Here is a 23,297-nt window from a genome sequence, read left to right as displayed (position 1 = left end):
GCGCCCGCGCGGCTCAGCGCTCCAGGATCACCCTTCCGCCGATCTCCACCCAGCCCTCCGGCTGCGGTGCCGTGAGGATCTGGGAGCCCATGCCCTGCCTGATGTTGAGGGCGCGGCCCAGTTCGGCGGTCAGCAGCAGGGCCGCCGCGCCCGTGGCCTCGTCCTCCTCGATGCCGTCGTCGCGGCCCGGGAAGGCCCGGGCGCGGATGCGGCCGGCTGCCTCGTCCTCCCAGGCCCAGGCGTATATCCACTCGCCGGGCGGGGGAACGGGCAGGGCGTCGACCTCGGCCGCGGTGGCGTACCGGCGCAGGGTGCGCGGCGGGGCCCACTCGGGGCGGGCCTCGATCCAGGTGAACTCGCCGTCCAGGCGGACGCCGACCGTTCCGGCGGGGGTCACCAGTTCCGGGACGTCCAGGAGCCAGGCCGTTCCGACGCAGGGGTGGCCGGCGAAGGGCAGACGCCGGGTGGGGGTGTAGATGTCGATCTCCCCGCGTTCGGGGTCGTCGACGAACACCGTCTCGCTGAAGCCGAGTTTGGCGGCGAGCTCCTGGCGGTCCTCCTGGGCGGGTATGAGCGAGCCGTTGCGGACGACGCCGAGTTCGTTGCCGTAGCCGCCGTTCGCCGCGCAGAACACGCGCAGCACGTCGTAGTCAGTCACCCGGGCATTCAAACACCGCGGGACGACACCGAAGGGCGGTACCGGCCGGAACAGGCCGGTACCGCCCTGTTGTTGGGTCACGCCTGTGCGTCGCGCCGCCTGCGCATCGCGGACAGCACGCCCGAGCCGCCGTCGCCGGAGGGGAGGTCGGCGCCCCCGGTAAGGGCGGCGGGCAGGTCCGCCGGGTCGAGCGCGGTGCCCTGGCCGTAGAAGCCGCCGAACTCCTCGGCGCCGGGTCGTGGTCCTGTGCGCGGGCCGGGTCGTGGCCGACGGCCCGCCCGGCGAGGTCCCCTCCGCGTCCCTGCTCTCCCGGGTCTACGAGCAGCCGGTCGAGGTCCTGCCGCATCCGCGGACGGGTGCGCTCCTGGTGATCCCGCGGCGCGACTCTTGACCTTCCCGTGGCCTGTTCTTTGCGATTGTTTTTACTATCTGCAATCAGATCTTTTCCGTACGCCTTCGTGAGATTCGAATCACACCCTGCGGGGGTATCCCCCGCGTAAGCCTCGGATAAGTTAGGTAAGCCTCACCTTGTTGTTCAGCGGGTGCGGTGCCCCATCACTTTTGAGTCACTTCCGGGAGCCCTCCCATGCGAGCCGTCCGACTCTCCGCCCTCACCGCCGTCGCCACCGCGGCCGCCCTGACCGCCGTGACAGCCTGTACGCAGAAGAGCGGCACCGGCGGCGACGACCACGTGATCGGTGTGACAGCGAAGGACGACGCCTGCGAGGTGTCGAAGAAGGAGTTCCCGGCCGGGCACGTCGAGCTGGAGATCGAGAACAAGGGCTCGAAGGTCACCGAGGTCTACATCCTCTTCCCCGACGACCGGATCGTCACCGAGCGCGAGAACATCGGCCCCGGCACCAAGCAGCGGGTCACCGCCGAGGTGAAGGCGGGCGACTACGTGATCGCCTGCAAGCCCGGCATGAAGGGCAAGGGCATCCGCCAGGACGTCAAGGCGACCGGCGGCACGGTCGCCGAGCGGAACCCGAAGCTGGACCAGGCCGTCGCCGCGTACCGCCAGTACGTCCAGGAGCAGGCCGACGAAACCCTGCCGCTCGTCGACACGTTCGTGAAGGCCGTCAAGGCCGGCGACGTGGAGGCCGCGAAGAAGGCGTACGCCGTCTCCCGCCTGGGCTGGGAGCGCACCGAGCCGGTCGCCGAGTCCTTCGGTGACATCGACCCGAAGGTCGACCTGCGCGAGGCCGACCTGGAGCCCGGCCAGAAGTGGACCGGCTGGCACCGGCTGGAGAAGGCGCTGTGGAAGGAGAAGAAGATCGGCGCCGAGGAGAAGGCCGTTGCCGACCTGCTCGTCGCCGATCTCAAGGACTGGCAGCAGCGGGTCGGCACCGCCGAGATCACCCCGACCTCCATGGCCAACGGCGCCAAGGAACTCCTCGACGAGGTCGCCACCGGCAAGGTCACCGGCGAGGAGGAGTTCTTCTCCCACACCGACCTGGTCGACTTCAAGGCCAACGTCGAGGGCGCCCGGAAGGCGTACGACCTGCTCAAGCCGGTCGCGCAGAAGAACGACCCGGCGCTCGTCAAGGAGCTGGACAAGCAGTTCGCCGCGCTCGACGCGCTGCTGGACACGTACCGCGAGAACGGGGCGGACAAGGCGTCGTACGCGTTCGTCTCCTACGACAAGGTCGGCGACGACGACCGCAAGAAGCTCTCGGACGCGGTGAACGCGCTCGCCGAGCCGCTGTCCAAGCTGGCCGCCGCGGTCGTGAAGTAGGTGGAAGCAGGGGAACGGGAGATGAGCGAGGACCAGAGCAGGAGCGTGTCCCGCCGTGCCGTGCTCGGCTGGGGCGGGGCCGGGATCGCGCTCGGCGCGGTGACGGCCGGCGGCGCGGTGGCGGCGGTCGGCTCCGGTCCTGACCAGGCCGGGGCCCGGATGGGCGGCGCGGTGGAGTTCCACGGCGTCCACCAGGCGGGCATCGCCACGCCCGTGCAGGACAGGCTGCACTTCGCCGCGTTCGACGTGAAGACCGACGACCGCGCCGAGTTCGTGCGGATGCTGAAGGAGTGGACGGCCGCCGCACGCCGGATGACCGCCGGGAAGGAGGTCGGCGAGGGCGCCTACGGCGGGCTTCCCGAGGCGCCGCCCGACGACACGGGCGAGGCGCTGGGCCTCAAGCCCTCGCGGCTGACGCTGACCATCGGCTTCGGGCCGTCGCTGTTCGAGAAGTTCGGGCTGAGGGACAAACGGCCGGCCGCCCTGGTCGACCTGCCCCCGTTCCCCGGCGACAGCCTGGACCCCTCCCGCAGCGGCGGCGACCTGTGCATCCAGGCCTGCGCGGACGACCCGCAGGTCGCCGTGCACGCGGTCCGCAACCTGGCCCGCATCGGCTTCGGCAGGGTCGCCGTCCGCTGGTCCCAGCTCGGCTTCGGCAAGACCTCCTCGACCACCCCGGACTCCCAGACCCCGCGCAATCTCTTCGGGTTCAAGGACGGCACCCGCAACATCGCGGGCACCGACACGGACCGGCTGAAGAAGTTCGTGTGGGTCGGCGACGGGGACGTCGGCCCCCACGACGCCTGGATGCGCGGAGGTTCGTACCTCGTCGCCCGCCGCATCCGGATGAACATCGAGACCTGGGACCGTACCCCGCTGCAGGAGCAGGAGGACATCTTCGGCCGGGACAAGGCCGAGGGCGCCCCGGTCGGCAAGGCCAAGGAGCACGACGAGCCGTTCCTGAAGGCGATGAAGCCCACCGCGCACGTGCGGCTCGCGCACCCCGACAGCAACGGCGGGATCACGATCCTGCGCCGGGGCTACTCCTTCACCGACGGCACGGACGGACTGGGCCGGCTGGACGCCGGGCTGTTCTTCCTGGCCTACCAGCGCGACCCGCGCAGGGGATTCATCCCGCTCCAGCGCAGACTGGCGGCGTCGGACGCGCTCAACGAGTACATCCAGCACGTGGGTTCGGCGATTTTCGCGATCCCGCCCGGCGTTCGCGACGCGCACGACTGGTGGGGCCGCACGCTGCTGTCCGAGGAGGCGTAAGGCCCGTGTTCTCCAACTATCTGATCGGTCTGCGCGAGGGGCTGGAGGCCAGCCTCGTCGTGTGCATCCTGATCGCCTACCTGGTCAGGACCGGCCGCAGGGAAGCCCTCAGGCCGGTCTGGGCCGGCGTCGGCATCGCGGTCGTCCTCGCCATGGGCTTCGGCTGCGTCCTCGAATTCGGTTCCCAGGAGCTGACGTTCGAGGCGCAGGAGGCGCTCGGCGGGACGCTGTCGATCATCGCGGTGGGCCTGGTCACCTGGATGGTCTTCTGGATGCGGCGCACCGCCCGGCACCTGAGGTCCGAGCTGCACGGCAAGCTGGACCAGGCACTGGCGATGGGCACGGGCGCGCTGGTCGCCACCGCGTTCCTGGCCGTGGGCCGGGAGGGCCTGGAGACCGCGCTGTTCGTGTGGGCGTCCGTGCACGCGGCCTCCGACGGCACCCCGCGCCCGCTGATCGGTGTCGCGCTGGGCCTGGCCACGGCGGTCCTTCTGGGCCGGCTGTTCTACCGGGGCACGCTGAGGATCAACCTCGCCACGTTCTTCACCTGGACCGGGGGCATGCTGATCGTGGTCGCGGCGGGCGTACTGGCGTACGGCGTCCACGACCTGCAGGAAGCCGATCTGGTCCCCGGGCTGCGCGACCTGGCCTTCGACATCAGCGGCACGATCCCGCCGGACAGCTGGTACGGCACCCTGCTGAAGGGCGTGTTCAACTTCCAGCCCGACCCGACCGTGCTCCAGGTCGTCGTGTGGCTTCTGTATCTGCTCCCCGCACTCGTTCTCTTCCTCGCCCCGGTAGGGTTCGCCTCCGGGAAGGGGAAGGTGACGGTAGCTGATGAGCAGGGTTCGCAGCCCTCGAATGCTTCACAGGCTTGAGCGCTGGACGCCGGTGGCGGTCGCGGTGACCGTGCTGTCGCTGACGGCGAGCGGGTGCGTGGTGGTGCACGGGGAGCGCGAGGTGCTTCCGGCCACCACGCCCGCGGAGGCGGCACGGGCGCTCGATCAGTTCACGGCCGCCTACAACAGAGCCGACCGGGCCTACGACAGCTCCCTGGACGCGGACTATGTCACCGGCGCGCTCGGCGCCATCGACGCGGCACGGCTGAAGGCGGGCCGCGTCAACAACCCCGGCGGCAACCCCGCGCACACGCCGCTGACGCTGACGGACGCCAAGTTCACGATCCCCAAGAAGGCGGGCTGGCCGCGCTGGTTCGTCGCCGACGCCAAGGGCAACAAGGGCGGGAACGTGCGCTGGCTGATGGTGTTCCTGCGGTACGGCCTCAGCGAGAAGTGGAAGGTGGCGTATCTGACGCTGGTGGCGCCCAGGAAGGTGCCGGAGTTCAAGAAGGACGCGGACGGACTGGCGGAGGCCATACCCGCGAACACCACCGAACTGGCGATGGCGCCCCGTGACATGAGCCAGGCCTACGCGACGTATCTGCAGAAGGGCGGGAAGACCTTCGCGCCGGGCGCGCACACCACCGGCTGGCGCGAGCAGCGCGCCAGGAACGCGAGCCGGCCGGGGCTGGCCCGGCAGTACATCGACCAGCCGGTGACGGACGGCGCGTTCGCGCCCCTGGCGCTGCGCACCGCGGACGGCGGCGCGCTGGTCTTCTTCACCACCCGGCACTACGAGAAGCAGACCGCCGCCCAGGGGACCACCGTCCCCACCCCCAACAAGAACGTCCAGGCCCTGACCACCGGTGAGATCAGGCAGTCCCTGACCATGGAGTTCTTCTCCAACCAGGTGGCCCTCGCCCCTCCGCGGAACGCGGGCGGCCCGAGTGGGCCCCAGGTGTCGGTCCTGGCCCGTGTCCAGGGGCTCACCTCGGCCCGGGGGGCGTGACGGCGGGCGGCTGCCGCGCGGGTGCGGCGGCCGCGAGCTGCTCGCCCTGCGCGAGGCGTTCGGCCACTGTGCGGGCGCGCGGGTGCGGCCTCCCGGCGAGGGGGTCGTACGGCGCGGTCCCGGCGGCGCGGGCGGCGCGGTGCGGTGCGGTTCAGTGGCGCAGGGGCCAGGCCGCGGAGATGTGGTCCGGGTCGTCGGTGACGTGGCGGGCGCAGGCGTCGGTGAGGGCGCCCAGGAGGGAGAGCGGGTCGGGAAGCGGATGTTCGGGTCCGCGCACCCAGCGCACCTGCGGGTTGTCGTCGCCGGGCAGACGGGCCGGCGGTACGAGGACGTAGGAGCCGCGGCAGTGCCAGCGCAGACCCGGGTGCTCGTCCATGGTCTCCGGGTGGCAGTCCAGCTCGCAGGGCCACCACTCGTCCTCGTCCTCGGGGGTGCCGCGGGTGAGGGTGAAGAACAGCATGCGGCCGTCGTCGCTCTCCGCGACCGGGCCGACCTCGACACCGGCGGCGAGCAGCTCCTCCAGGGCCTCCCGTCCGGCCTGAAGCGGCACGTCCAGGACGTCGTGCACCATGCCGGTCGCGGTGATGAAGTTGGCCTGCGGCTGGTTCCGCGCCCAGCGCTCGATCTGCGCGCGGTCGGTCGTGGACTGCGTCTGCCAGGCGAACGACACCGGGTGCCGGGCAGGCATGGGACAGCCCACGCGGTCGCAGGAGCAGCGGTAGCCGGGTGCCGGGTGCGCGGCGGGCGCGAGCGGCAGTCCCGCGGCGGCGGCGGCGAGCAGCAGGGCCTCACGACCGCCGTCGTCGGCGGTGTCCTTCGGGCGGCGTCCCCGCAGCCACTGGGTGAGTTTGCCCTGCAGGCCGGTCCGGCCACCGAAGTCCGCGCTCATCTATCCCCTCGCCTCGCTGGTGTGGACAGCATGCCCTATCGTCCCACCATCCTGCGCATCGGGTCACTGCGGCGCAGATCACCAGCAGTCAGGGCCCTTCCGGCGCCTCGAATCCCTGGTCGAGCGGTCCGAGCGGCGGTGACGCACGACACGGCCCGGGACCTCCGGTGGCCGGGCTCCGTACGGCTTCCGGTCCGGCGCGGGCGGCCCGTCCGCCCGTCGCCCCGACCCGGCCGTGATTCCCTCGAACGAGGGTCTGTGGGGTCGCGGAAGCCGCGCATCACCCGTGCGGGCGAAGAGCCCGGCCGGTGCGATGCGCCTCTTCGCGCGAGCGTCTCTTCGCGCGAGCGCGGCTTCACGCGGGCGCGGCTTTGCGCGAGCACGGCCCCCAAAGCCCTGGAACCGCCCGTCGGGGGCTATCGCGGCGGCCAGGGATCGCCCCAGACCGCGTCCCGGGCCGGCTTGTACTGGTCGCCGTGGCGTTTGGTGACCGTACGGCCGTGCAGCCCCTCGGGCTCGCACAGGTCCAGGAGGACCTGGCCCTTGCGGATCCGGGGGTGGCGGACGATGCGGGCGGGGGCCGGGGCGACCGGGAAGCGGGCGGCGGCGACGTAGCTGAACTTCTCGTCCTCGTAGGGGAGGGACCCGCCCTTGACCTGCCGGTGCAGGGAGGAGCGGCTGACGCGGACCGAGAAGTGGCACCAGTCGGTGCCGGGCACGACGGGGCAGGCGGCGCTGTGCGGGCAGGGCGCGGCGATGTGGAAGCCGGCCGCGATCAGCCGGTCGCGGGCCTCGGCGACCCGGGCGTAGCCGTCGGGCGTGCCGGGCTCGACGATCACAACGGCCTGCGCGGCGTCCGCGGCGGCGGTCACGACGGCGGCCCGGTCGGCGTCGGTCAGCTCGCCGAGGACGTAGGAGACGGTGACGAGGTCGGCGGGGTCGAGGGTGAGTCCCGTGCCGATCCGGGCGCGCTGCCAGCGCGCGGTGCGCAGGTCCGGGTCGGCCTCGGCGATCTCCCGGCCGAGGGCGAGCGCGGGCTCGGCCCAGTCGAGCACCGTGACCGGCCGCGCCCCGTCCCAGGTGGCGGCGACCGCCCAGGCCGCGGCCCCCGTTCCGCCGCCGAGGTCGGCATGGCTGCCCGGCACCCATCCGGGCGCGGCGTCCGTGAACGCCTCCAGTGCCGAGCGCACCGCCGCGAAGGTGGCCGGCATCCGGTACGCGGCATAGGCGACCACGTCCGCGCGGTCCCGCAGGATCGGCGCGTCGGTGGGGGTGTCCCCCCGGTAGCTGGCGATCAGCCGCTCCACGGCTCCCGCGGCCCGGCGGGGCGGCAGCCCGTCGAGCAGCCCCAGGAGGGCGGTGCGGAGGGTCTCCGGCCGGGAGGCGGCGTCGGAGGATACGGCGTCGTTCACCGTGCGATTCTCTCAGGCCCGGCGGGCACCCCGGCGCCCGAGCCCCCGTGCGGCTCCCCGTGCGGCTCCTCGTACGGCCCGCGCCAGCCGTGTCGCCACCGCCGCCCGCGGTCTGCTGTCCGGCGGACGGCGCCGCGGGTGCACCGTGTTCGCCAGCAGCACGACGAAGGTGTCCGTCGCCGGGTCGACGACCAGCGACGTCCCCGTGAATCCCGTGTGCCCCGCCGCTCCCCGCCCCGCGAGCTCCCCCATGAACCACGGCTGGTCGACGGCGAATCCCAGGCCCGGCGGGGCCAGCAGCAGCCCGACGTGGTCGGGGCCGAGGATGCGGGCGGGGCCGTAGGAGCCGCCCGCCAGCAGGGCGCGGCAGAACACCGCCAGGTCGGGCGCGGTCGAGAACAGGCCCGCGTGACCGGCCACCCCGCCCAGCGCCCAGGCGTTCTCGTCGTGGACCTCGCCGCGCAGCATCCCCCGGTCCACCCGGGCCCACGGCCGCCGCTGGTCCTCGGTGGCCGCCGCGCCGGGGCACGGGCCGAAGCGGGTCGCGGTCATGCCCAGCGGACGGGTGATCCCGTCGCGGATCAGGATGTCCAGCGGCCGGCCGGTGACGCGTTCCAGGATGTGCTGGAGCAGGAGCAGGTTGAGGTCGGAGTAGGTGTAGGTGCCGGGCGCGTTCACCGGCCGTTCCGCGCGCAGCATCGCCAGCCGGGAGGCGTCGTCGGGGCAGTCGTACAGCGGGAGCTCGGGCCGCAGCCCGGAGGTGTGGGTGAGCAGCTGCCGTACGGTGACGCCGTGCTCGGCGGCGCGGAACTCCGGCAGGTACGCCCCCACGCGCGCGTCGAGGTCCAGCGTGCCCCGCTCGATCTGCTGCACGGCCGCGACCGCCGTGAACAGTTTGGTCAGGGACGCCAGGTCGAAGGGCGTGTCGACGGTCATCGGGACCCGTGCGGCGGGCGGCAGTTCGACCCCCCGGTCGGTGCCGGGGTCGTAGGACGCGTACCGCACGGCCCAGCCCGCCGCCTCCGCCACGGCGATCACCGGGCCGCGCCCGGCGATCACGACGGCGCCCGCCGCCCAGGGCCGCTCCCCGGTGGTGAGGGCGTGGACCTCGCGAACGAGGTGACGGAGCTCCTCGGGGTCGAGTCCGGCCTTGTGCGGCGTGTCCTCGCGCAGTCTCGGTGCGCTCAGCTCTCCTCCTCCGGGGTCCAGGGCCTCCAGGGACGACACAAACCCAGGAAGCAGGCCGCCGCCACCAGGGCGACCGCCAGCTGGACCACCGCCATGGGGACGGCGGTGCGCCCTCCGCCGATCCCGACGAGCGGGGAGGCGGCCGCGCCGATGAGGAAGGTGGACGTGCCGAGCAGGGCGGAGGCGGCGCCGGCGTGCCGCCGGGTGCGCATCAGGGCGAGGGCCTGGGTGTTGGGCAGGGTGATGCCCATCGCGGACATCAGCACGAACAGCGCGGCGGCCACGGGCGTCAGACCCGTGTCGCCGAAGACGCCCGTCGTCATCAGCAGCAGCGCGACCGCGGCCAGGATCACCAGCGCGAGGCCGACGGCCAGCACCCGGTCCAGCCGGACGCGGCCGACCAGGACCCGGCCGTTGATCTGGCCGGCGACGACCAGCCCGACCGCGTTGAGTCCGAACAGCAGGCTGAACGTCTGCGGGGAGGCGCCGAAGACCTCCTGGACGACGAACGGCGAGGCGGTGACGTACGCGAACAGCGCGGCGAAGGCGAAGCCGCCCGTGAGCAGACAGCCGGTGAAGGCGCGGTCGGCGAGCAGCCGCCGTATCGAGCCCAGCGTCTCGCCGACACCGCCGCCGTGCCGCTCGGCGGGCGGCAGGGTCTCCGGGAGCCGGGTCCAGACGAGCGTGCCCAGCAGCACCCCCACCGCCGTCAGGACGACGAACACGCCCCGCCAGTCCGTCACCCGCAGGATCTGACCGCCGATCAGCGGTGCCACGATCGGGGCGACCCCGGATATCAGCATCAGCGTGGAGAAGAAGCGGGCCATGGCCACGCCGTCGTACAGGTCCCGCACCACCGCCCGGGCGATCACGATCCCGGCCGCGCCCGACAGGCCCTGCACCAGCCGGAGGGCGACCAGCACCTCGACGCCGGGTGCGAGGGCGCACAGCGCGGTGGCGAGGACGTAGACGGCCAGCCCGGCGAGCAGCGGGCGCCTGCGTCCCCACCGGTCGCTCAGCGGGCCGACGACCAGCTGCCCGAGCGCCATGCCGACCAGGCAGGCGGTCAGGGTGAGCTGGACGGTCGCGGCCGGGGCGTGCAGGGACCGGGTGACCTCCGGCAGCGCGGGCAGATACATGTCCATCGAGAGCGGAGGCGTGGCGGTCAGTCCGCCGAGGAGCAGGGTCACCAGGAGGCCGGTGCGGCGTGCGGCGCGGTCGTCCGGTGCCCTGCCGGTCCGGGATCCGGGCCCGGCTCCCCTCCCCGGTGTCCCCGGTGCGCCCGCCCGTGGCGCGTGCGGCGCCGACGCCCCTCCCTCGGACATGTGTCCCTCCCTGTGCGACCGTTTCGCACCTATGCTCTCAGCCCGTACGAGTGCCGGAGGTGGGCGGGCGAGAGCGGAGCCGCATGAGCGGGGGCGCACGGATGCACGGGGCGGACGGAGTGACGGGGCGGAAGACACGCTGGGGGATTCTGGCGACGGGCGGGATGGCGGCCGCGTTCACGGCGGACCTCGTGGAGCTGCCGGACGCGGAGGTCGTGGCGGTGGCCTCGCGCAGCGAGGAGCCGGCGCGGGCGTTCGCGAAGCGGTTCAAGATCCCGCGGGCGTACGGCTCCTGGAAGGCCCTCGCCGAGGACGACGACATCGACGTCGTCTATGTCGCCACCCCGCACGCGGCCCACCGCGCCGCCGCCGGCCTGTGTCTGGAGGCCGGGCGGAACGTGCTGTGCGAGAAGCCGTTCACCCTGAACCTGCGGCAGGCCGAGGAACTGGTCGCGCTGGCGCGCGGGCACGGCCGGTTCCTGATGGAGGCCATGTGGATGTACTGCAATCCGCTGGTACGGCGGCTGAAGGCCCTGGTCGACGACGGCGCGATCGGTGAGGTGCGCACCGTCCAGGCCGACTTCGGGCTCGCCGGCCCCTTCCCGCCCTCGCACCGGCTGCGCGATCCGCACCTGGGCGGCGGGGCGCTGCTCGACCTCGGCGTGTACCCGGTGGCCTTCGCGCACCTGCTGCTCGGCGAGCCGTCGGACGTGACGGCCCGGGCGGTGCTCTCGGCGGAGGGCGTCGACCTCCAGACCGGCGCCCTGCTCCGCTGGGACGGCGGCGCGCTGGCCCAGGTGCACTGCTCCCTCGTCGGCGCCACGGCGGCCTGCGCCTTTGTCACGGGCTCCCGGGGCCGTATCGACGTCCCGTCGGGCTTCTACCGGCCCGAGCGTTTCGTCCTGCACCGCGACGGCCGGGAACCGGAGGAGTTCACCGCGGACCCGGCCGACGGTCCGCCCGCGTCCTTCCGGCACGAGGCGCTGGAGGTGATGCGGGCGCTGCGCGCGGGTGAGACCGAGTCACCGCTCGTCCCCCTGGACGGCACCCTCGCGGTGATGCGGACCCTGGACACGATCCGGGAACGGATCGGCGTGCGCTATCCGGGGGAGGCGGGCGAACCGGAGGCGGGCCGGTCCGGGGAACCCGCGCCGGTCTGAGGCCCTGTCGGACGGGTGCGGCCGGGCGCGGACGGGTACGGCTGGGCGCGGCCGGGCGGCACCGGCCCGGCCGGCGCGCGGGGCGAGCGGGACAGGTGTGGGCGGTGCGACGGTGGAAACCCGGGGGACGAGGACGTGGGGGGGTTCCGCTGGTTTCCGCCGTCTGCCCGGGAGTCATCGTGAACCGCTGTGACCGACGTGATCTGGGTCTGCTGCTGCTCCGGCTGGGCACCGGAGGGGTGCTGGCCGCGCACGGCGCGCAGAAGCTGCTGGGCTGGTTCGGCGGGGGCGGGATCGAGGGGACAGGCCGCTTCATGGAGTCCGTGGGCTACCGGCCGGGCAGGGCGAGCGCCGTGGCGGCGGGGCTGGCGGAGGCGGGCGGCGGGCTGCTGCTGGCCCTGGGCCTGGCCACTCCGGCGGCGGGTGCGGCGGCGGCCGGCGCGATGACCGGGGCGGCGGCGGTGCACGCGCCCCACGGCTTCTTCGCCCAGGAGGGCGGCTACGAGCACGCCGCCTCCCTGGGCCTGACCGCCGCGGGCCTGGCCGTCGCGGGCCCGGGCCGGCTCTCCGTGGACCACGCCCTCGGCCATGTCGTCAACCGCGGCTGGATGGTCCCGGCGGCGTTCGCCGCGGTGGGCGCGGTGACGTCCGTGGTCGTGGGCGCGCGCGCCAGGCGGCTGCGGGCGGAGAGGGAGAAGAAGGGCGAGCAGCGGACGCTCTTCGAGGAGCAGGCGTTCGAGGAGCAGATGTTCGAGGAGTTCGAGGAGTAGGTGTCCGGGGAGCGGGCCGCCGGGAGAACAGGCCCGGGGGCCGGCCGGGACGTGGCAGGCTGCGGTCCATGACCGATCAGCGACTGGACGGACCGGACGCCCCGCCGGCACCTGCCGAGGACCTGTGGCCCACCATCGACGCCCTGTGGGCCTGGCTGGACAGCCATCGCATCCATGAAGGCCGCCAGGAGATACTGCTGCGCGTCCTGAAACTCCAGGAGGAGGCCGGCGAGGTCGCCCAGGCGGTGATCGGCGCGACCGGCCAGAACCCGCGCAAGGGAACGACCCACACCTGGGACGACGTCCAGGCCGAGCTGTGCGACGTGGCGGTCACGGCCCTGGTCGCCCTGCGCACTCTGACCCCGCGGGCCCGGGAGGTCTTCGCCCGGCACCTGGCGAAGGTCCGTGAGCGCTCGCTCGCGACGGGCGAAGCCCGCTGAATTCCGCACCTGCGGGTACTAGGCCGAATACTCGACGAACACTCGGAGTTCTCGGAATTCCCACCATTTCCATCATTTCCTTTGATTTCGATTTTCCCTCGGCATACCGGCCGAACAGGGAATGCCATGCGATGTTTTTCAGTCGTCGGTGTTGACCGCTCAATGGCTCCTTGTTTTCCTTGTGCGGACATGTGATCCAGCCATCTGAACAGCGGTGCAATTGGGTGTCGCGGCCCCTGCCGGCGCCCGGGCGGTCCGGCGGTCCTCCGCTGCCCGGTTGCCGCTGGTTCCGCGAGGTCACCGTCCGCTGCCACGCCGACGGTGCCCGGACGCACGGGCTCCGGGCCGGGGCCGCGGCACTCGCCCTCCCCGGTTTGTCGCGAAAGAAGCAGGGAAGGTGACCGTGCGCACATTCAACCCCGTACGACTGGCGATCTGGACAGCCGTCGCCGTACTCGGCGCCGCGAGCTGGTCCTTACTCGCACTCGCCCGCGGCGAGAAAATCTCGGCGATCTGGATCGCCGCCGCCGCGGTGGGATCGTATCTGATCGCACAGCGCTTCTATGCGAGATTCATCGCCTGCAAAGTGCTCCGGGTCGACGACCGGCGCGCCACCCCCGCCGAGCGGTTCAACGACGGCGTCGACTACCACCCGACCGACAAACGCGTCCTCTTCGGCCACCACTTCGCGGCCATCGCGGGCGCGGGCCCCCTGGTCGGCCCGGTGCTCGCCGCGCAGATGGGCTATCTGCCGGGCACCGTCTGGATCATCGTCGGCGTGATCTTCGCGGGCGCCGTCCAGGACATGGTGGTCCTCTTCTTCTCGATGCGCCGCAACGGCAAGTCGCTCGGGCAGATGGCCCGCGAGGAGATCGGCCGCACCGGTGGCATCGCCGCCCTGATCGCGGTCTTCGCCATCATGATCATCCTTCTGGCCGTGCTCGCGCTGGTCGTGGTCAACGCTCTCGCCGAGTCCTCCTGGGGCGTCTTCTCCATCGCGATGACCATTCCGATCGCCCTCCTCATGGGCTGCTGCCTGCGCTATCTGCGGCCGGGCCGGGTCACCGAGGTCAGTCTGCTCGGGTTCGCGCTGCTGATCGCCGCGATCGCCGGCGGCAACCGGGTCTCCCACTCCTCCCTCGCCGACGCCTTCACCCTCTCCCCCAGGACGCTGGTCGTCTGCCTGGTGGTCTACGGCTTCCTGGCCTCCGTCCTGCCCGTGTGGGTGCTGCTCGCGCCGCGCGACTACCTCTCGACCTTCATGAAGATCGGGGTGGTCGTGCTGCTCGCGCTCGGTGTCCTGTTCGCGCTGCCGGACCTCACCGTCGACCCGCTCACCGACTTCGCCCGCGAGGGCAGCGGACCGGTCTTCGCCGGATCGCTCTTCCCCTTCGCCTTCATCACCATCGCCTGCGGTGCCCTCTCCGGCTTCCACTCCCTGATCTCCTCGGGCACCACCCCGAAGATGATCGAGAAGGAGTCGCACGTCCCCCTCATCGGCTACGGCTCGATGCTGATGGAGTCCTTCGTCGCGGTCATGGCCCTGGTGGCCGCCTGCGTCATCGACCCGGGCCTGTACTACGCCATGAACGCCCCGGCCGGCGTCCTGGGCGACAGCCTGCAGTCCGCGTCCGAGGCGGTCGCGGGCTTCGGCTTCCACATCACGCCCGAGACCCTGCAGGACATGGCGCGCTCCGTCGGCGAGGACTCCCTCGTCGCCCGCACCGGCGGTGCGCCGACGCTCGCGGTCGGCATCGCGGTGATCCTCTCGGAGGCCTTCCGCAGCGACGGCATGATGTCGTTCTGGTACCACTTCGCCATCATGTTCGAGGCGCTGTTCATCCTCACCGCGGTGGACGCCGGTACCCGGGTGGGCCGCTTCATGCTCCAGGACACCATCGGCAACGTCGTGCCGCGGTTCAAGGACAAGGACTGGCGGCCCGGCATCTGGATCACCTCGGCCGCGGTCGTCCTCGCCTGGGGCTACTTCCTCTGGACCGGTGTCACCGATCCGCTCGGCGGCATCAACCAGCTCTTCCCTCTCTTCGGCACCTCCAACCAGCTCCTCGCCTGCATGGCCCTGGCCATCTGCACCGCTCTGCTCATCAAGTCGGGGCGTCTGAAGTGGGCCTGGGTGACCGGGGTTCCACTGGCCTGGGCGCTCGCCGTCACCATGACCGCCTCCTGGCAGAAGGTGTTCTCCGGCGACCCGAAGGTCGGCTTCTTCGCCCAGCGGGCCAAGTACCAGAAGGCACTCGACGAGGGCACCGTCCTGGCCCCCGCGAAGTCCTTGGACGACATGGCCACGATCGTCACCAACTCGACGGTCACCGGCACGCTGTCGGCGGTCTTCGCACTCCTGACGCTCGTCGTGGTGCTCGCCTGTGCCCGGGTCGCCGTCAAGGCGATCCGCAACGGCGGTTCGCTGCCGCTCGCCGAGGCCGAGTACGTGGAGTCCAAGATCCCGCCCCTGCCCGAGGCACAGCCCGTCGGTGCCGTGAGCACCCCGGCGGGCTCCTCGTGACGGCGCCCGGCGCCGCCCCGCCCGCCACGGGGCGGGGCGGCGTCCTGGCGCACCTCCGCCGCTGTGCCGCGTGGATCCGCTGGTACGTCAAGGAGCTCAACGGCGAGCACGCCTACGCGCGGTACGCCGAGCGGGCCCGGGCATCGGGCGAACCGGTGCTCAGCCGGCGGGGGTTCGAACGCCGTCGCGTGGACCGCCGCGACGGCGATCCGCGCGAGAGCGGCCGCTGCTGCTGAGGCACGGTCCGGACCGTACGGCACGGCACACATCGGCGGGCCGGCACGGCCCGCCGCGGATTCCCCGCTCTCCGACAGGCCATCAGCACCCGGCCCCTGGCACCGTTTCAGTGGCCCGGTGGCCGCCTGCGCACCGTCATGAGCCCACCGGCCCCAGGGCCGGGGCCCCGTCGCGGACCCAGGCGACGGCGGCCCCGGCCCTGCCGAACGCCCTCCTCGCCCGCGCCGGCCGCCCGTGCCCGCCTCGGTTCCGGAGCCGACCGGGTGTCAACTCCTGCGGAAACCGGCCCTGCCGGCGCCGCCGCGAAAGGAGGGAAAGCCGGGGCCGCGGCGCTCCGCTCAGGTGACGACGAAGCCCGCAACGAAGTGGACTTCTATGTTCCACCAATGTGACATTCACATGTCAAGCCTTCAACTCCCTTGATTATGCCGCCCAGTTACTCGACTCTTTACTCGGCCCTGAACGAGACGCAGCGTTTCAGGGCCGTGCGCGCGGTAGCGCGCTCACCCCCACATCGCGCGTCACACCCAGGCGCGCCTGCCCGAGGAGGACTCCCTCGTATGGCACGACCTCGTAGCAGGAAGATCCGTTTCGCCGCTCTCACCGGCATCGCGACCGCCGCTCTGCTGGGCGGGCTCACCGCCCTTCCCGCCCAGGCCGCCCCGGCCGAGGGCACGGTGCTCGCCGCCGACTCCCCCACGGCGATCAAGGACAGCTACATCGTCACGCTCAAGAAGAACGCGGGCTTCACGGCCACGTCGGCCAAGGGCAAGGGCCTGATCACCAAGTACGGCGGCAAGGTGAAGAAGACGTTCGGCAGTGCGCTGAACGGCTACACGGCGAACCTTTCGGCAACCGAGGCCAGGAGACTCGCGGCCGACCCGTCGGTCGCCACGGTGGAACAGGACCAGAAGGTCCACCTGGCTGACATCACCCAGCCCAACGCCCCCTGGGGCCTGGACCGCATCGACCAGGCGTCACGCCCGCTCTCCGGCACGTACACCTACCCCGACTCTGCGGGCAGCGGCGTGACCGTGTACGTCATCGACACCGGCGTCCGCATCACGCACCAGGAGATCAGCGGACGGGCCTCGTACGGCTACGACGCCGTCAGCGGCGGCACCCCGTCGGACGGCAACGGCCACGGCACCCACGTCGCCACCACCATCGCGGGCACCACCTACGGTGTCGCCAAGAAGGCCAAGATCGTGGCGGTCCGCGTGCTCGACGCCGGCGGTTCGGGCACCATATCCGGCGTCATAGCCGGCGTCGACTGGGTCACCAGGAACCACTCCGGCCCCTCGGTCGCCAACATGTCGCTGGGCGGCGGCGTCTCCACCGCTCTGGACTCGGCCGTACGCAACTCGATCGCCAGCGGTGTCACCTACGCGATCGCCGCGGGCAACAGCAACGCCAACGCGTCCTCCTTCTCGCCCGCCCGCGTCACCGAGGCACTGACGGTCGGCGCCACCACCAGCACGGACGCCAGGGCCAGCTACTCCAACTACGGCTCGGTCCTCGACCTCTTCGCCCCGGGCTCCTCGATCACGGCGGGCTGGCACACCAGCGACACCGCGACCAACACCATCTCGGGCACCTCGATGGCGACACCGCACGTCGCGGGCGCGGCCGCGGTCTACCTCGCCAACCACCCCTCGGCCACCCCGTCCCAGGTCTCCACGGCCCTGGTGAACGGCGCCACCTCGGGCGTGGTCACCAGCCCGGGTTCCGGCTCGCCGAACAAGCTCCTGCGGCTCGTCCCGTAACCCGGCTCTCCGTCTGAACGCCGTCTCCCGGGAGGCCGCCGCACCTCCGGGAGACGGCACACGGCTTTGCGTACGCCGGTTGCCTCGGCCCGCACCCCACCGGCACGAAGGCCTGAGCGCTCAGCGTCCGGAGGCGAACCGTACGAACGCGTCCCACTCCCGACGCCGGAAGGAGAGCCGACCACGGGCGGGATCCTTGGAGTCCCTCACGTGCACGGCACCAGGAGCGGCGGCGACCTCCAGGCACGCACCGCCCTCGTTGCCGCTGTAGCTGCTCTTGAACCAGGTGAGATGCGCTGATTCCGGAATGTTCATAGCTCCCCCAGCAAGTCCTTGATCAAGGCGAGGGACTCCCGCATGGTGAGCGCCTGTGCCCTGATGCTGCCGTACCGTGCGGCCAGGATACGGACTTCTTCGGGGTCCGAGGTCAGGCGTGCATAGTGCTGTACCTCCGTGTATCCAATCTGCGGCTTGCCCTTGGGGGTCAGCAGGATGAAGGGCCCGCCCATACCAGCGTGCTCGGTCCGGTCCATCGGCATGACCTGTAGTTCCACACTGCGCATCGAGCCGAGCCGTAGCAGGTGCTCCAACTGCTCCTTGTGGACCTCCCGGCCCCCGAGAGGGCGCCGCAGCACAGATTCGTCGATGACAGCGGTGACCATTGGCGGCGGCCACCGCGTGAGAATCTCCTGACGCGCAAGCCGAGAGGCGACCCGCTGCTCGATGGTCTCCTCATCCAACAGGGGCTTGCGCATCTCGTACAGCGCCCTGGCACGCCCGTGCGTCTGAAACAGCCCGGGGATGTCATGGCAGCTGTAGTCGTTGATCTCGACGGCCTCCCGCTCCAACCGCGCGTAGTCCCGGAACCAAGCCGGATGCCGCACCCGGGCCTTCGCCTTGGCCCTCTCCACATCCTCGATGGTGGCCTTCAACACCCCACCGGCGTCGAGGACTTCATCCGCCGCCGTCAGCAGCTCCGGCTGCGGCGTCCGCCGCCCCCTCTCCACCGAGGAGATCAGTTCCTCGCTGTACCCGAGCTGGTTTCCCAGCTCCCGCTGGGTGAGCCCGGCCCGTTCCCGCAGCACCTTCATCTGCTTGCCGATCGCCCGCATCAGGTCGCTGCTCAACTCGCCGTCGTCGTACGGCTCGCAGGACTCCTGCGTATCTGCCACCGTCACCCCCGTCTCAGGCCACGGCCGACGCCCCGCACAGGACACCGTCCGTACCGGTACACGCACCCTCCGCGTCGAAGGAATTCCCGGTCAGCGTAGAGGGGGCCGACCATGCTCGGTGCCGTGAAGCCGCACATCTCCACCCCTCGGGGTGACCTGGCAGTTCACCCAGCTCCTCAGTGCCGCGTCCGGCTCAGAACTGCCCGGTGTCCAGGTCGAAGCCGAGCGGTTCGGGAAGGGGCACGACCGCGGACAGCTCGTACGCCACCCTGCTGGTGTACTTGTCGCCCTCCGGCTGTGAGTGGACGACGACCTGACCCGCCTCACGGTCGATGAGCAGATAGACGGGGATGCCGGCGCGGGCGTAACCGAGAATCTTTTTCCGGCGGTCGTTGTCGCCCGTGGACGGGGAGGTCACCTCGACGACCATCAGCACCGGCGAGGGGTCGTGGTACTCCTCCTGGTCGGCGAAGCTGCCCTTCGGTGCGAGAACCAGGTCGGGCTCGACCTTGCCGGACTTCGAGGCCCCGGGTACGAAGAGCCCGATTCCGGTGTAGCGCCCCAGGTCCTTGCGATGATCACGCACCTGGCCACTGAGCTCCGAAACAATTTCCTCATGCTCGCCGTTGGCGGGAGGCGTTACGTGGATGTCCCCTTCGATCAACTCCACGCGCCACCCCTCGGGAGCAGCAGCACTGAACACCTCGAAGGCCTCCTCCGCCGACAGGGCGGGGACGGGTGTCTGCCGGAGCAGGCGCAGGCAGTCGGGGGCCTCTGCCTCGGGCTGCTCCGTGCCGGGCTCCTCCGCCGGGTGCTTCGCATACGTCGCGTACGGCTCATGCAGTTCGTCCTCAGGAACAGGCTGTGCCACGGCAGACCTCCCTCGGGTGGAGCGTGACATTGCCAGAGCAGGCCGGGAACAGGAGCCGAAACCGGAATCTCTCACCCATACGTATGGGCGTGTATGAGCGTGATGTCGCGACGGCTGTGCTGCGGCGCGGCAGGGGACAGCGAGAGCTCCGGTGGGACACATCAGGACCCCGACCAGGTCACTCTCCCTCCTGGTCAGAGCCCGTGACAAACGACAGACGAGTCGGGCTGCAGGGCTGCCGCTACGACGTGCTCGGGGCAGGGGTCGGGCCCATGCCTCGCAGCCGCTGGATGGTTCCGCCGAGCTTGGTCTGGAACTCCTCCAGCATCTCCGGATCTTTCGCGCTGACGATCCAGCGCGAGCCGACCAGGTACTTGCCCCCGTACACGGCGGCGGAGTCCAGCCAGATCTGCTTGTACTCCTCCTTCGGGAAGGTGGTGATGAGGTAGTCGACCTCCGGTGTGTGGCACACGCCCTGGCGCAGTTGCTCCGCCTCGATGCGGATATTGGGCTTGCAGCCGGTCAGATTGGCGATCACCTCGACCTTCGCGGGTGCCACGACACCGGCAGACGGGGCGGAGATCTCCGACGGGTCGCTGTTCACCTCGGCGTCGTCCGCACCGCCGCCGCATGCCGTGACCAGGGGCGCAAGGGCCAGACCTGCGGCGAGCACGGTGCCGCGCATCCGACGGGCGGCGGGCAGGGTCCGGCCGGTGCGTCCTGGCTGCGACTGCTGTGACTGCTCGGGCTGCTGTCGCACGTGCCTCTCCGTCTCCGGGATGTTCCTGTCCGCGTCGGCGGCCAGGCATGACGACAAGGGGTACGGGTGAACGCCCACGACCGTTCATCCGCAGAAGCCCGCAGGGGCCCACAGGAGAGCGGGAGCCTGTGGGACGGCCGGAACCCCGCCCCACAGGCCCGGACTCATGTCCAGGCGCATGGTCTTCCGGCCGAATGGTGTGCGTGCGGCGGGCAGTTGCTCCAGGGCGTCGAGGACGCGCGGCAGGCGCAGGAAGGTCGCGCGCCCGCGGATGACGACCCGCGCCGTGCCCTCACCGGCGTCGTCCACGTCGGACAACGCGACACCGCGACGGCTGTTCCGCGGTGCGTCACGGGGCGGCAACCCCCAGCGGCGCGATGCGGTTCGACACCGCTGCCTCCCCCGGTCCCTCACCTCACGGCCCGGTCCTGGTCCGGGCCGTCCACCGGGGTATGCCGCGCACAACGGTCGCGCACCTCCCGCCACAGCGTGGCCAGACGGATGTCCGGTGCCAGGGCGAGCAACGGCAGCACCAGGCCGGTCTCCCTGGCCACATGTTCCTCGAAGAACACATGCAGCGCCCGGGCGTCGGCCGCGGCGTCGACCGGTGTGGGAGCGGTGCGCAGGGCGTCGACGAGCGCTGTCAGGCAGCTGTGGTCGGCAGCCATGCTCTCGATGAGCAGGCGGCTGCCGGGCAGCCGCCGTGCCGCGGGGTGGAGCACGGCTTCCTCGGCCGCCGTGTGCGGCAGGATCTCGCGCTCGCACAGGGCGACGAGACCGGCGCGGATCCTCTCGGCGGCCTCGGGGTCCCGCTCCGCCGCGGCGAGCAGCATCGTCACACGCCCGGTCAGTTCCCCGGCCAGGCGGGCGTGATGTGCCCCGGCGGCTTCGAGAGCAGCGGCGTCCTCGGGGGCCGGCGCAAGGGTGACAGCGCTCATGAGGGGTGTCTCCAGCGGTTCACGGCCGGCCGGACCGCCCGGGTGCGGGTGGGGATCGACCCGTCCGCCGCCTCCCCGGCGTCCGGCGCACCCCGCCCGCCGGCCCGGAGCGGGGCTCCGGCCCCGGGACACGGCGGACGGCCGGCCATCCGGCGCAAGGGGTGGACGACCGGATGGCGACCGGGCCGGGAGCACGTCGCGCCCACCGCGGCACCGTGGACGCACAGGGGGATGTGGCACGGCGGCAGGAACCGACGGTCCGTGGCACTCCCGTCCGGTCACAGACCAGCATCACCGTCCGCCGCCCGAGGCACCTGGGCCGGACGGTCCCACCGGGCAGCGCCCACCGGTGCCGCCCTGTCCGCCGAACAGGGCCGAACGGCCCGGGTCGAAGGGGGACGATCGCCCCACCCGGAGCAGCCCCGCGCACGCCTATCGTCCGGCCTCATGGACAACGGCCCACACCCGGACCACGCACGCATCCGCACCCAGCAGACCCGCCGGGTCCGCACCGGGTGGGCGGTGCGTCGATGTCCGGGGAACTGACCGGGCCCCACGGCGTCGGCCACACTCCGCCGTCACACCGCCCTCCCCTGTGGCCCCTGCGGCGAACGCCCGCTCAGGGCCGTCGTCGATCCCGCCCGTCTCCACGGGTTTTCACGGTCGCCCCGTTCCCCTGCCGGACCGGTGCGTGCACGTCCCCGTCATGGCCGGCGTGGCTCCGCCCGGCCGCGACGCGCTCCTTCGCCGCCTGACGTCCCCGTCCTGCCTCGCCTCGGCGCGTGCCGCCGGGCCATGCCCCGAGAAAGACGCACCATGATCCTCGAAGACCTCCGGACGGCCTGCCGCAAGGACCCGGCGCTGCACGGCGTGCACACCGTCGAGGTCCTGTTGTACCCAGGGCTGTGGGCGATCTGGACCCACCGGATCGCCCACCGGCTGCACCGTCTGGGCGTACCGTTTCTGCCCCGGCTGCTCTCCCAGTTCTGCCGCGCCCTGACCGGAATCGAGATCCACCCCGGCGCCGTGATCGGCCGTCGCTGCTTCATCGACCACGGCATGGGGGTGGTCATCGGCGAGACCGCCGTCCTGGGCGACGACGTGATGCTGTATCACCAGGTGACCCTGGGCGGCACCGGCTGGTGGACCGACGCGAAGGGGGCCAAGCGGCACCCCACGATCGGCGACCGGGTCGTCCTCGGAGCGGGCGCCACCGTGCTCGGCCCGGTCCACGTCGGCCATGACACGACCGTGGGCGCTCACGCCCTCGTCCTGCACGACGTCCCCGCCCACTCCTGCGTCCGTGCCACCCCGTCCCCCATCACCCGCATCGGCACCACGGCCTCCGCACGGCACGGCTCCGATGTCCCCGTCACCACCGAGAACACACAAGGGCGATCATGACAGCAATACACCCCTCGGTCACCGCGTTGATCGGCCGTACGCCCCTGGTGGAGCTGCGCCGCTACGGCGCCGGCCTCCCGGCGCGCCTGGTGGCCAAGCTGGAGTCCGCCAACCCCGGCGGCAGCGTCAAGGACCGCATCGCGCTGGCGATGATCGAGGCCGCCGAAGCCACCGGCGCGCTCCGGCCCGGTCAGCGGATCGTGGAGCCGACCAGCGGCAACACCGGCATCGGCCTGGCCATGGTGGCCGCCGCCAAGGACTACGACGTGACCTTCACCATGCCCGAGAGCATGAGCCTGGAGCGGCGTGCCCTGCTGCGTGCCTACGGCGCCGAGCTCGTCCTGACCCCGGCCGCCGACGGCATGCGCGGCGCGGTCGCCCGCGCCACCGAACTGGCCGAACAGCACGGCTGGTTCATGCCGCAGCAGTTCGCCAACCCGGCCAACCCCGACATCCACCGGCGCACCACCGCCCAGGAGATCTGGCAGGACACCGCGGGCCGGGTCGACGTCCTGGTGGCCGGTGTCGGCACCGGCGGCACCGTCACCGGTGTCGGGCAGGTGCTGAAGGAGAAGAAGCCGGGGGTCACCGTGGTCGCCGTGGAGCCGGACGAGTCGGCCGTCCTGTCCGGCGACTCCCCCGGCCCGCACCGCATCCAGGGCCTCGGCGCAGGCTTCGTCCCCGACGTCCTCGACACCGAGGTCTACGACGGCGTCTGCCGTGTCTCCCTTCCCCAGGCGCAGGAGGCGGCCCGTCGCCTGGCCCGCACCGAGGGCATCCTGGCGGGTGTCTCCAGCGGAGCGGCCCTGCACGCGGCCGTCACCGTCGCGCGCCGGCCCGAGCACGAGGGCGCGCTGATCGTCGTCGTCCTGCCCGACACCGGCGAACGGTACCTGAGCACGGACCTGTTCGCCTGACGGGCGGC

Annotated in this window: 23 protein-coding genes and 1 pseudogene; 13 read left to right on the top strand and 11 right to left on the bottom strand. The window is 72.0% G+C overall.

Features of this window, described 5'->3' with window-relative positions:
• Nucleotides 1–13: 13 nt before the first annotated feature.
• The gene (locus tag ABD224_RS04340; protein WP_344046929.1) at nt 14–658 is read right to left on the bottom strand and encodes a PhzF family phenazine biosynthesis protein; all 645 of its coding nucleotides are present in this window, start codon (nt 656–658) and stop codon (nt 14–16) included.
• 232 nt (nt 659–890) lie between these two features.
• On the opposite strand from ABD224_RS04340, the pseudogene ABD224_RS04335 reads away from it, so the two are divergent.
• From ABD224_RS04335 to ABD224_RS04315, 5 genes and pseudogenes are all read left to right on the top strand, one after another.
• Nucleotides 891–1,049: pseudogene (locus tag ABD224_RS04335) on the top strand (hemin ABC transporter ATP-binding protein); the annotation flags it as partial.
• A 195-nt stretch (nt 1,050–1,244) separates the two neighbouring features.
• On the top strand, nt 1,245–2,393 hold the full coding sequence (gene efeO, locus ABD224_RS04330; RefSeq protein ID WP_344046927.1) for an iron uptake system protein EfeO: 1,149 nt from the start codon (nt 1,245–1,247) through the stop codon (nt 2,391–2,393).
• A gap of 21 nt (nt 2,394–2,414) precedes the next feature.
• Entirely contained in the window at nt 2,415–3,668 is a 1,254-nt protein-coding gene (gene efeB, locus ABD224_RS04325; RefSeq protein WP_344046925.1) for an iron uptake transporter deferrochelatase/peroxidase subunit, read from the top strand.
• A gap of 5 nt (nt 3,669–3,673) precedes the next feature.
• The gene (gene efeU, locus ABD224_RS04320) at nt 3,674–4,546 is read left to right on the top strand and encodes an iron uptake transporter permease EfeU (RefSeq protein ID WP_344046923.1); all 873 of its coding nucleotides are present in this window, start codon (nt 3,674–3,676) and stop codon (nt 4,544–4,546) included.
• Nucleotides 4,506–5,516, top strand: a complete 1,011-nt coding sequence (locus ABD224_RS04315) for an SCO2278 family lipoprotein (RefSeq protein WP_425580913.1) — start codon at nt 4,506–4,508, stop codon at nt 5,514–5,516. Before efeU ends, ABD224_RS04315 begins: the two co-directional genes overlap by 41 nt.
• A 151-nt stretch (nt 5,517–5,667) precedes the next feature.
• Here the strand turns inward: ABD224_RS04315 and ABD224_RS04310 are convergent, their stop codons facing one another.
• The 4 genes from ABD224_RS04310 to ABD224_RS04295 all read right to left on the bottom strand — a co-directional run bounded on the left by ABD224_RS04310 (nt 5,668) and on the right by ABD224_RS04295 (nt 10,330).
• Nucleotides 5,668–6,405 (bottom strand): bifunctional DNA primase/polymerase, encoded by a 738-nt coding sequence (locus ABD224_RS04310; RefSeq protein ID WP_344046917.1) that lies wholly within the window; start codon nt 6,403–6,405, stop codon nt 5,668–5,670.
• A gap of 416 nt (nt 6,406–6,821) precedes the next feature.
• Entirely contained in the window at nt 6,822–7,817 is a 996-nt protein-coding gene (locus ABD224_RS04305) for a small ribosomal subunit Rsm22 family protein (protein ID WP_344046915.1), read from the bottom strand.
• A 12-nt stretch (nt 7,818–7,829) separates the two neighbouring features.
• Nucleotides 7,830–9,044 (bottom strand): serine hydrolase domain-containing protein, encoded by a 1,215-nt coding sequence (locus ABD224_RS04300; RefSeq protein ID WP_344046913.1) that lies wholly within the window; start codon nt 9,042–9,044, stop codon nt 7,830–7,832.
• Nucleotides 9,002–10,330: a multidrug effflux MFS transporter gene (locus tag ABD224_RS04295; RefSeq protein WP_344046911.1), complete on the bottom strand. Its 1,329-nt coding sequence runs from the start codon at nt 10,328–10,330 to the stop codon at nt 9,002–9,004. The genes ABD224_RS04300 and ABD224_RS04295 overlap by 43 nt, the downstream gene beginning before the upstream one ends.
• 83 nt (nt 10,331–10,413) lie before the next feature.
• Between ABD224_RS04295 and ABD224_RS04290 the strand changes: the two genes are divergently transcribed.
• The 6 genes from ABD224_RS04290 (at nt 10,414) to ABD224_RS04265 (ending at nt 17,227) form a co-directional block, all read left to right on the top strand.
• On the top strand, nt 10,414–11,490 hold the full coding sequence (locus tag ABD224_RS04290) for a Gfo/Idh/MocA family protein (RefSeq protein WP_344046909.1): 1,077 nt from the start codon (nt 10,414–10,416) through the stop codon (nt 11,488–11,490).
• A 179-nt stretch (nt 11,491–11,669) separates the two neighbouring features.
• On the top strand, nt 11,670–12,260 hold the full coding sequence (locus ABD224_RS04285) for a DoxX family membrane protein (protein WP_344046907.1): 591 nt from the start codon (nt 11,670–11,672) through the stop codon (nt 12,258–12,260).
• A gap of 68 nt (nt 12,261–12,328) precedes the next feature.
• The gene (locus ABD224_RS04280) at nt 12,329–12,700 is read left to right on the top strand and encodes a MazG-like family protein (protein WP_344046905.1); all 372 of its coding nucleotides are present in this window, start codon (nt 12,329–12,331) and stop codon (nt 12,698–12,700) included.
• 403 nt (nt 12,701–13,103) lie between these two features.
• The gene (locus tag ABD224_RS04275; protein ID WP_344047130.1) at nt 13,104–15,224 is read left to right on the top strand and encodes a carbon starvation CstA family protein; all 2,121 of its coding nucleotides are present in this window, start codon (nt 13,104–13,106) and stop codon (nt 15,222–15,224) included.
• Entirely contained in the window at nt 15,221–15,460 is a 240-nt protein-coding gene (locus ABD224_RS04270) for a CstA-like transporter-associated (seleno)protein (protein WP_344046903.1), read from the top strand. Before ABD224_RS04275 ends, ABD224_RS04270 begins: the two co-directional genes overlap by 4 nt.
• A gap of 561 nt (nt 15,461–16,021) precedes the next feature.
• Nucleotides 16,022–17,227: a S8 family peptidase gene (locus ABD224_RS04265; RefSeq protein ID WP_344046901.1), complete on the top strand. Its 1,206-nt coding sequence runs from the start codon at nt 16,022–16,024 to the stop codon at nt 17,225–17,227.
• A gap of 120 nt (nt 17,228–17,347) precedes the next feature.
• Here the strand turns inward: ABD224_RS04265 and ABD224_RS04260 are convergent, their stop codons facing one another.
• From ABD224_RS04260 to ABD224_RS04235, 6 genes are all read right to left on the bottom strand, one after another.
• On the bottom strand, nt 17,348–17,542 hold the full coding sequence (locus ABD224_RS04260; protein WP_344046899.1) for a DUF397 domain-containing protein: 195 nt from the start codon (nt 17,540–17,542) through the stop codon (nt 17,348–17,350).
• Entirely contained in the window at nt 17,539–18,399 is an 861-nt protein-coding gene (locus ABD224_RS04255) for a helix-turn-helix domain-containing protein (protein ID WP_425580912.1), read from the bottom strand. The genes ABD224_RS04260 and ABD224_RS04255 overlap by 4 nt, the downstream gene beginning before the upstream one ends.
• A gap of 193 nt (nt 18,400–18,592) precedes the next feature.
• On the bottom strand, nt 18,593–19,270 hold the full coding sequence (locus tag ABD224_RS04250) for a Uma2 family endonuclease (protein ID WP_344046897.1): 678 nt from the start codon (nt 19,268–19,270) through the stop codon (nt 18,593–18,595).
• Between the two features lie 241 nt (nt 19,271–19,511).
• The gene (locus tag ABD224_RS04245) at nt 19,512–20,030 is read right to left on the bottom strand and encodes a hypothetical protein (protein WP_425580911.1); all 519 of its coding nucleotides are present in this window, start codon (nt 20,028–20,030) and stop codon (nt 19,512–19,514) included.
• Nucleotides 20,031–20,114: 84 nt separating this feature from the next.
• Nucleotides 20,115–20,348, bottom strand: coding sequence for a hypothetical protein (locus ABD224_RS04240; RefSeq protein WP_344046895.1), 234 nt, complete (start codon nt 20,346–20,348; stop codon nt 20,115–20,117).
• Nucleotides 20,349–20,440: 92 nt separating this feature from the next.
• Entirely contained in the window at nt 20,441–20,968 is a 528-nt protein-coding gene (locus ABD224_RS04235) for a hemerythrin domain-containing protein (protein WP_344046893.1), read from the bottom strand.
• 816 nt (nt 20,969–21,784) lie between these two features.
• Here ABD224_RS04235 and epsC point away from each other — a divergent pair.
• Nucleotides 21,785–22,372 (top strand): serine O-acetyltransferase EpsC, encoded by a 588-nt coding sequence (gene epsC, locus ABD224_RS04230; protein ID WP_344046891.1) that lies wholly within the window; start codon nt 21,785–21,787, stop codon nt 22,370–22,372.
• Nucleotides 22,369–23,289, top strand: a complete 921-nt coding sequence (gene cysK / locus ABD224_RS04225; protein ID WP_344046889.1) for a cysteine synthase A — start codon at nt 22,369–22,371, stop codon at nt 23,287–23,289. Before epsC ends, cysK begins: the two co-directional genes overlap by 4 nt.
• Nucleotides 23,290–23,297 lie beyond the last annotated feature (8 nt).

The organism is Streptomyces thermoalcalitolerans, assembly GCF_039525155.1.
Taxonomy (GTDB): domain Bacteria; phylum Actinomycetota; class Actinomycetes; order Streptomycetales; family Streptomycetaceae; genus Streptomyces; species Streptomyces thermovulgaris.
Note: the sequence above shows the minus strand (reverse complement) of the source record. Positions and strands in the feature narration are given on the sequence as shown.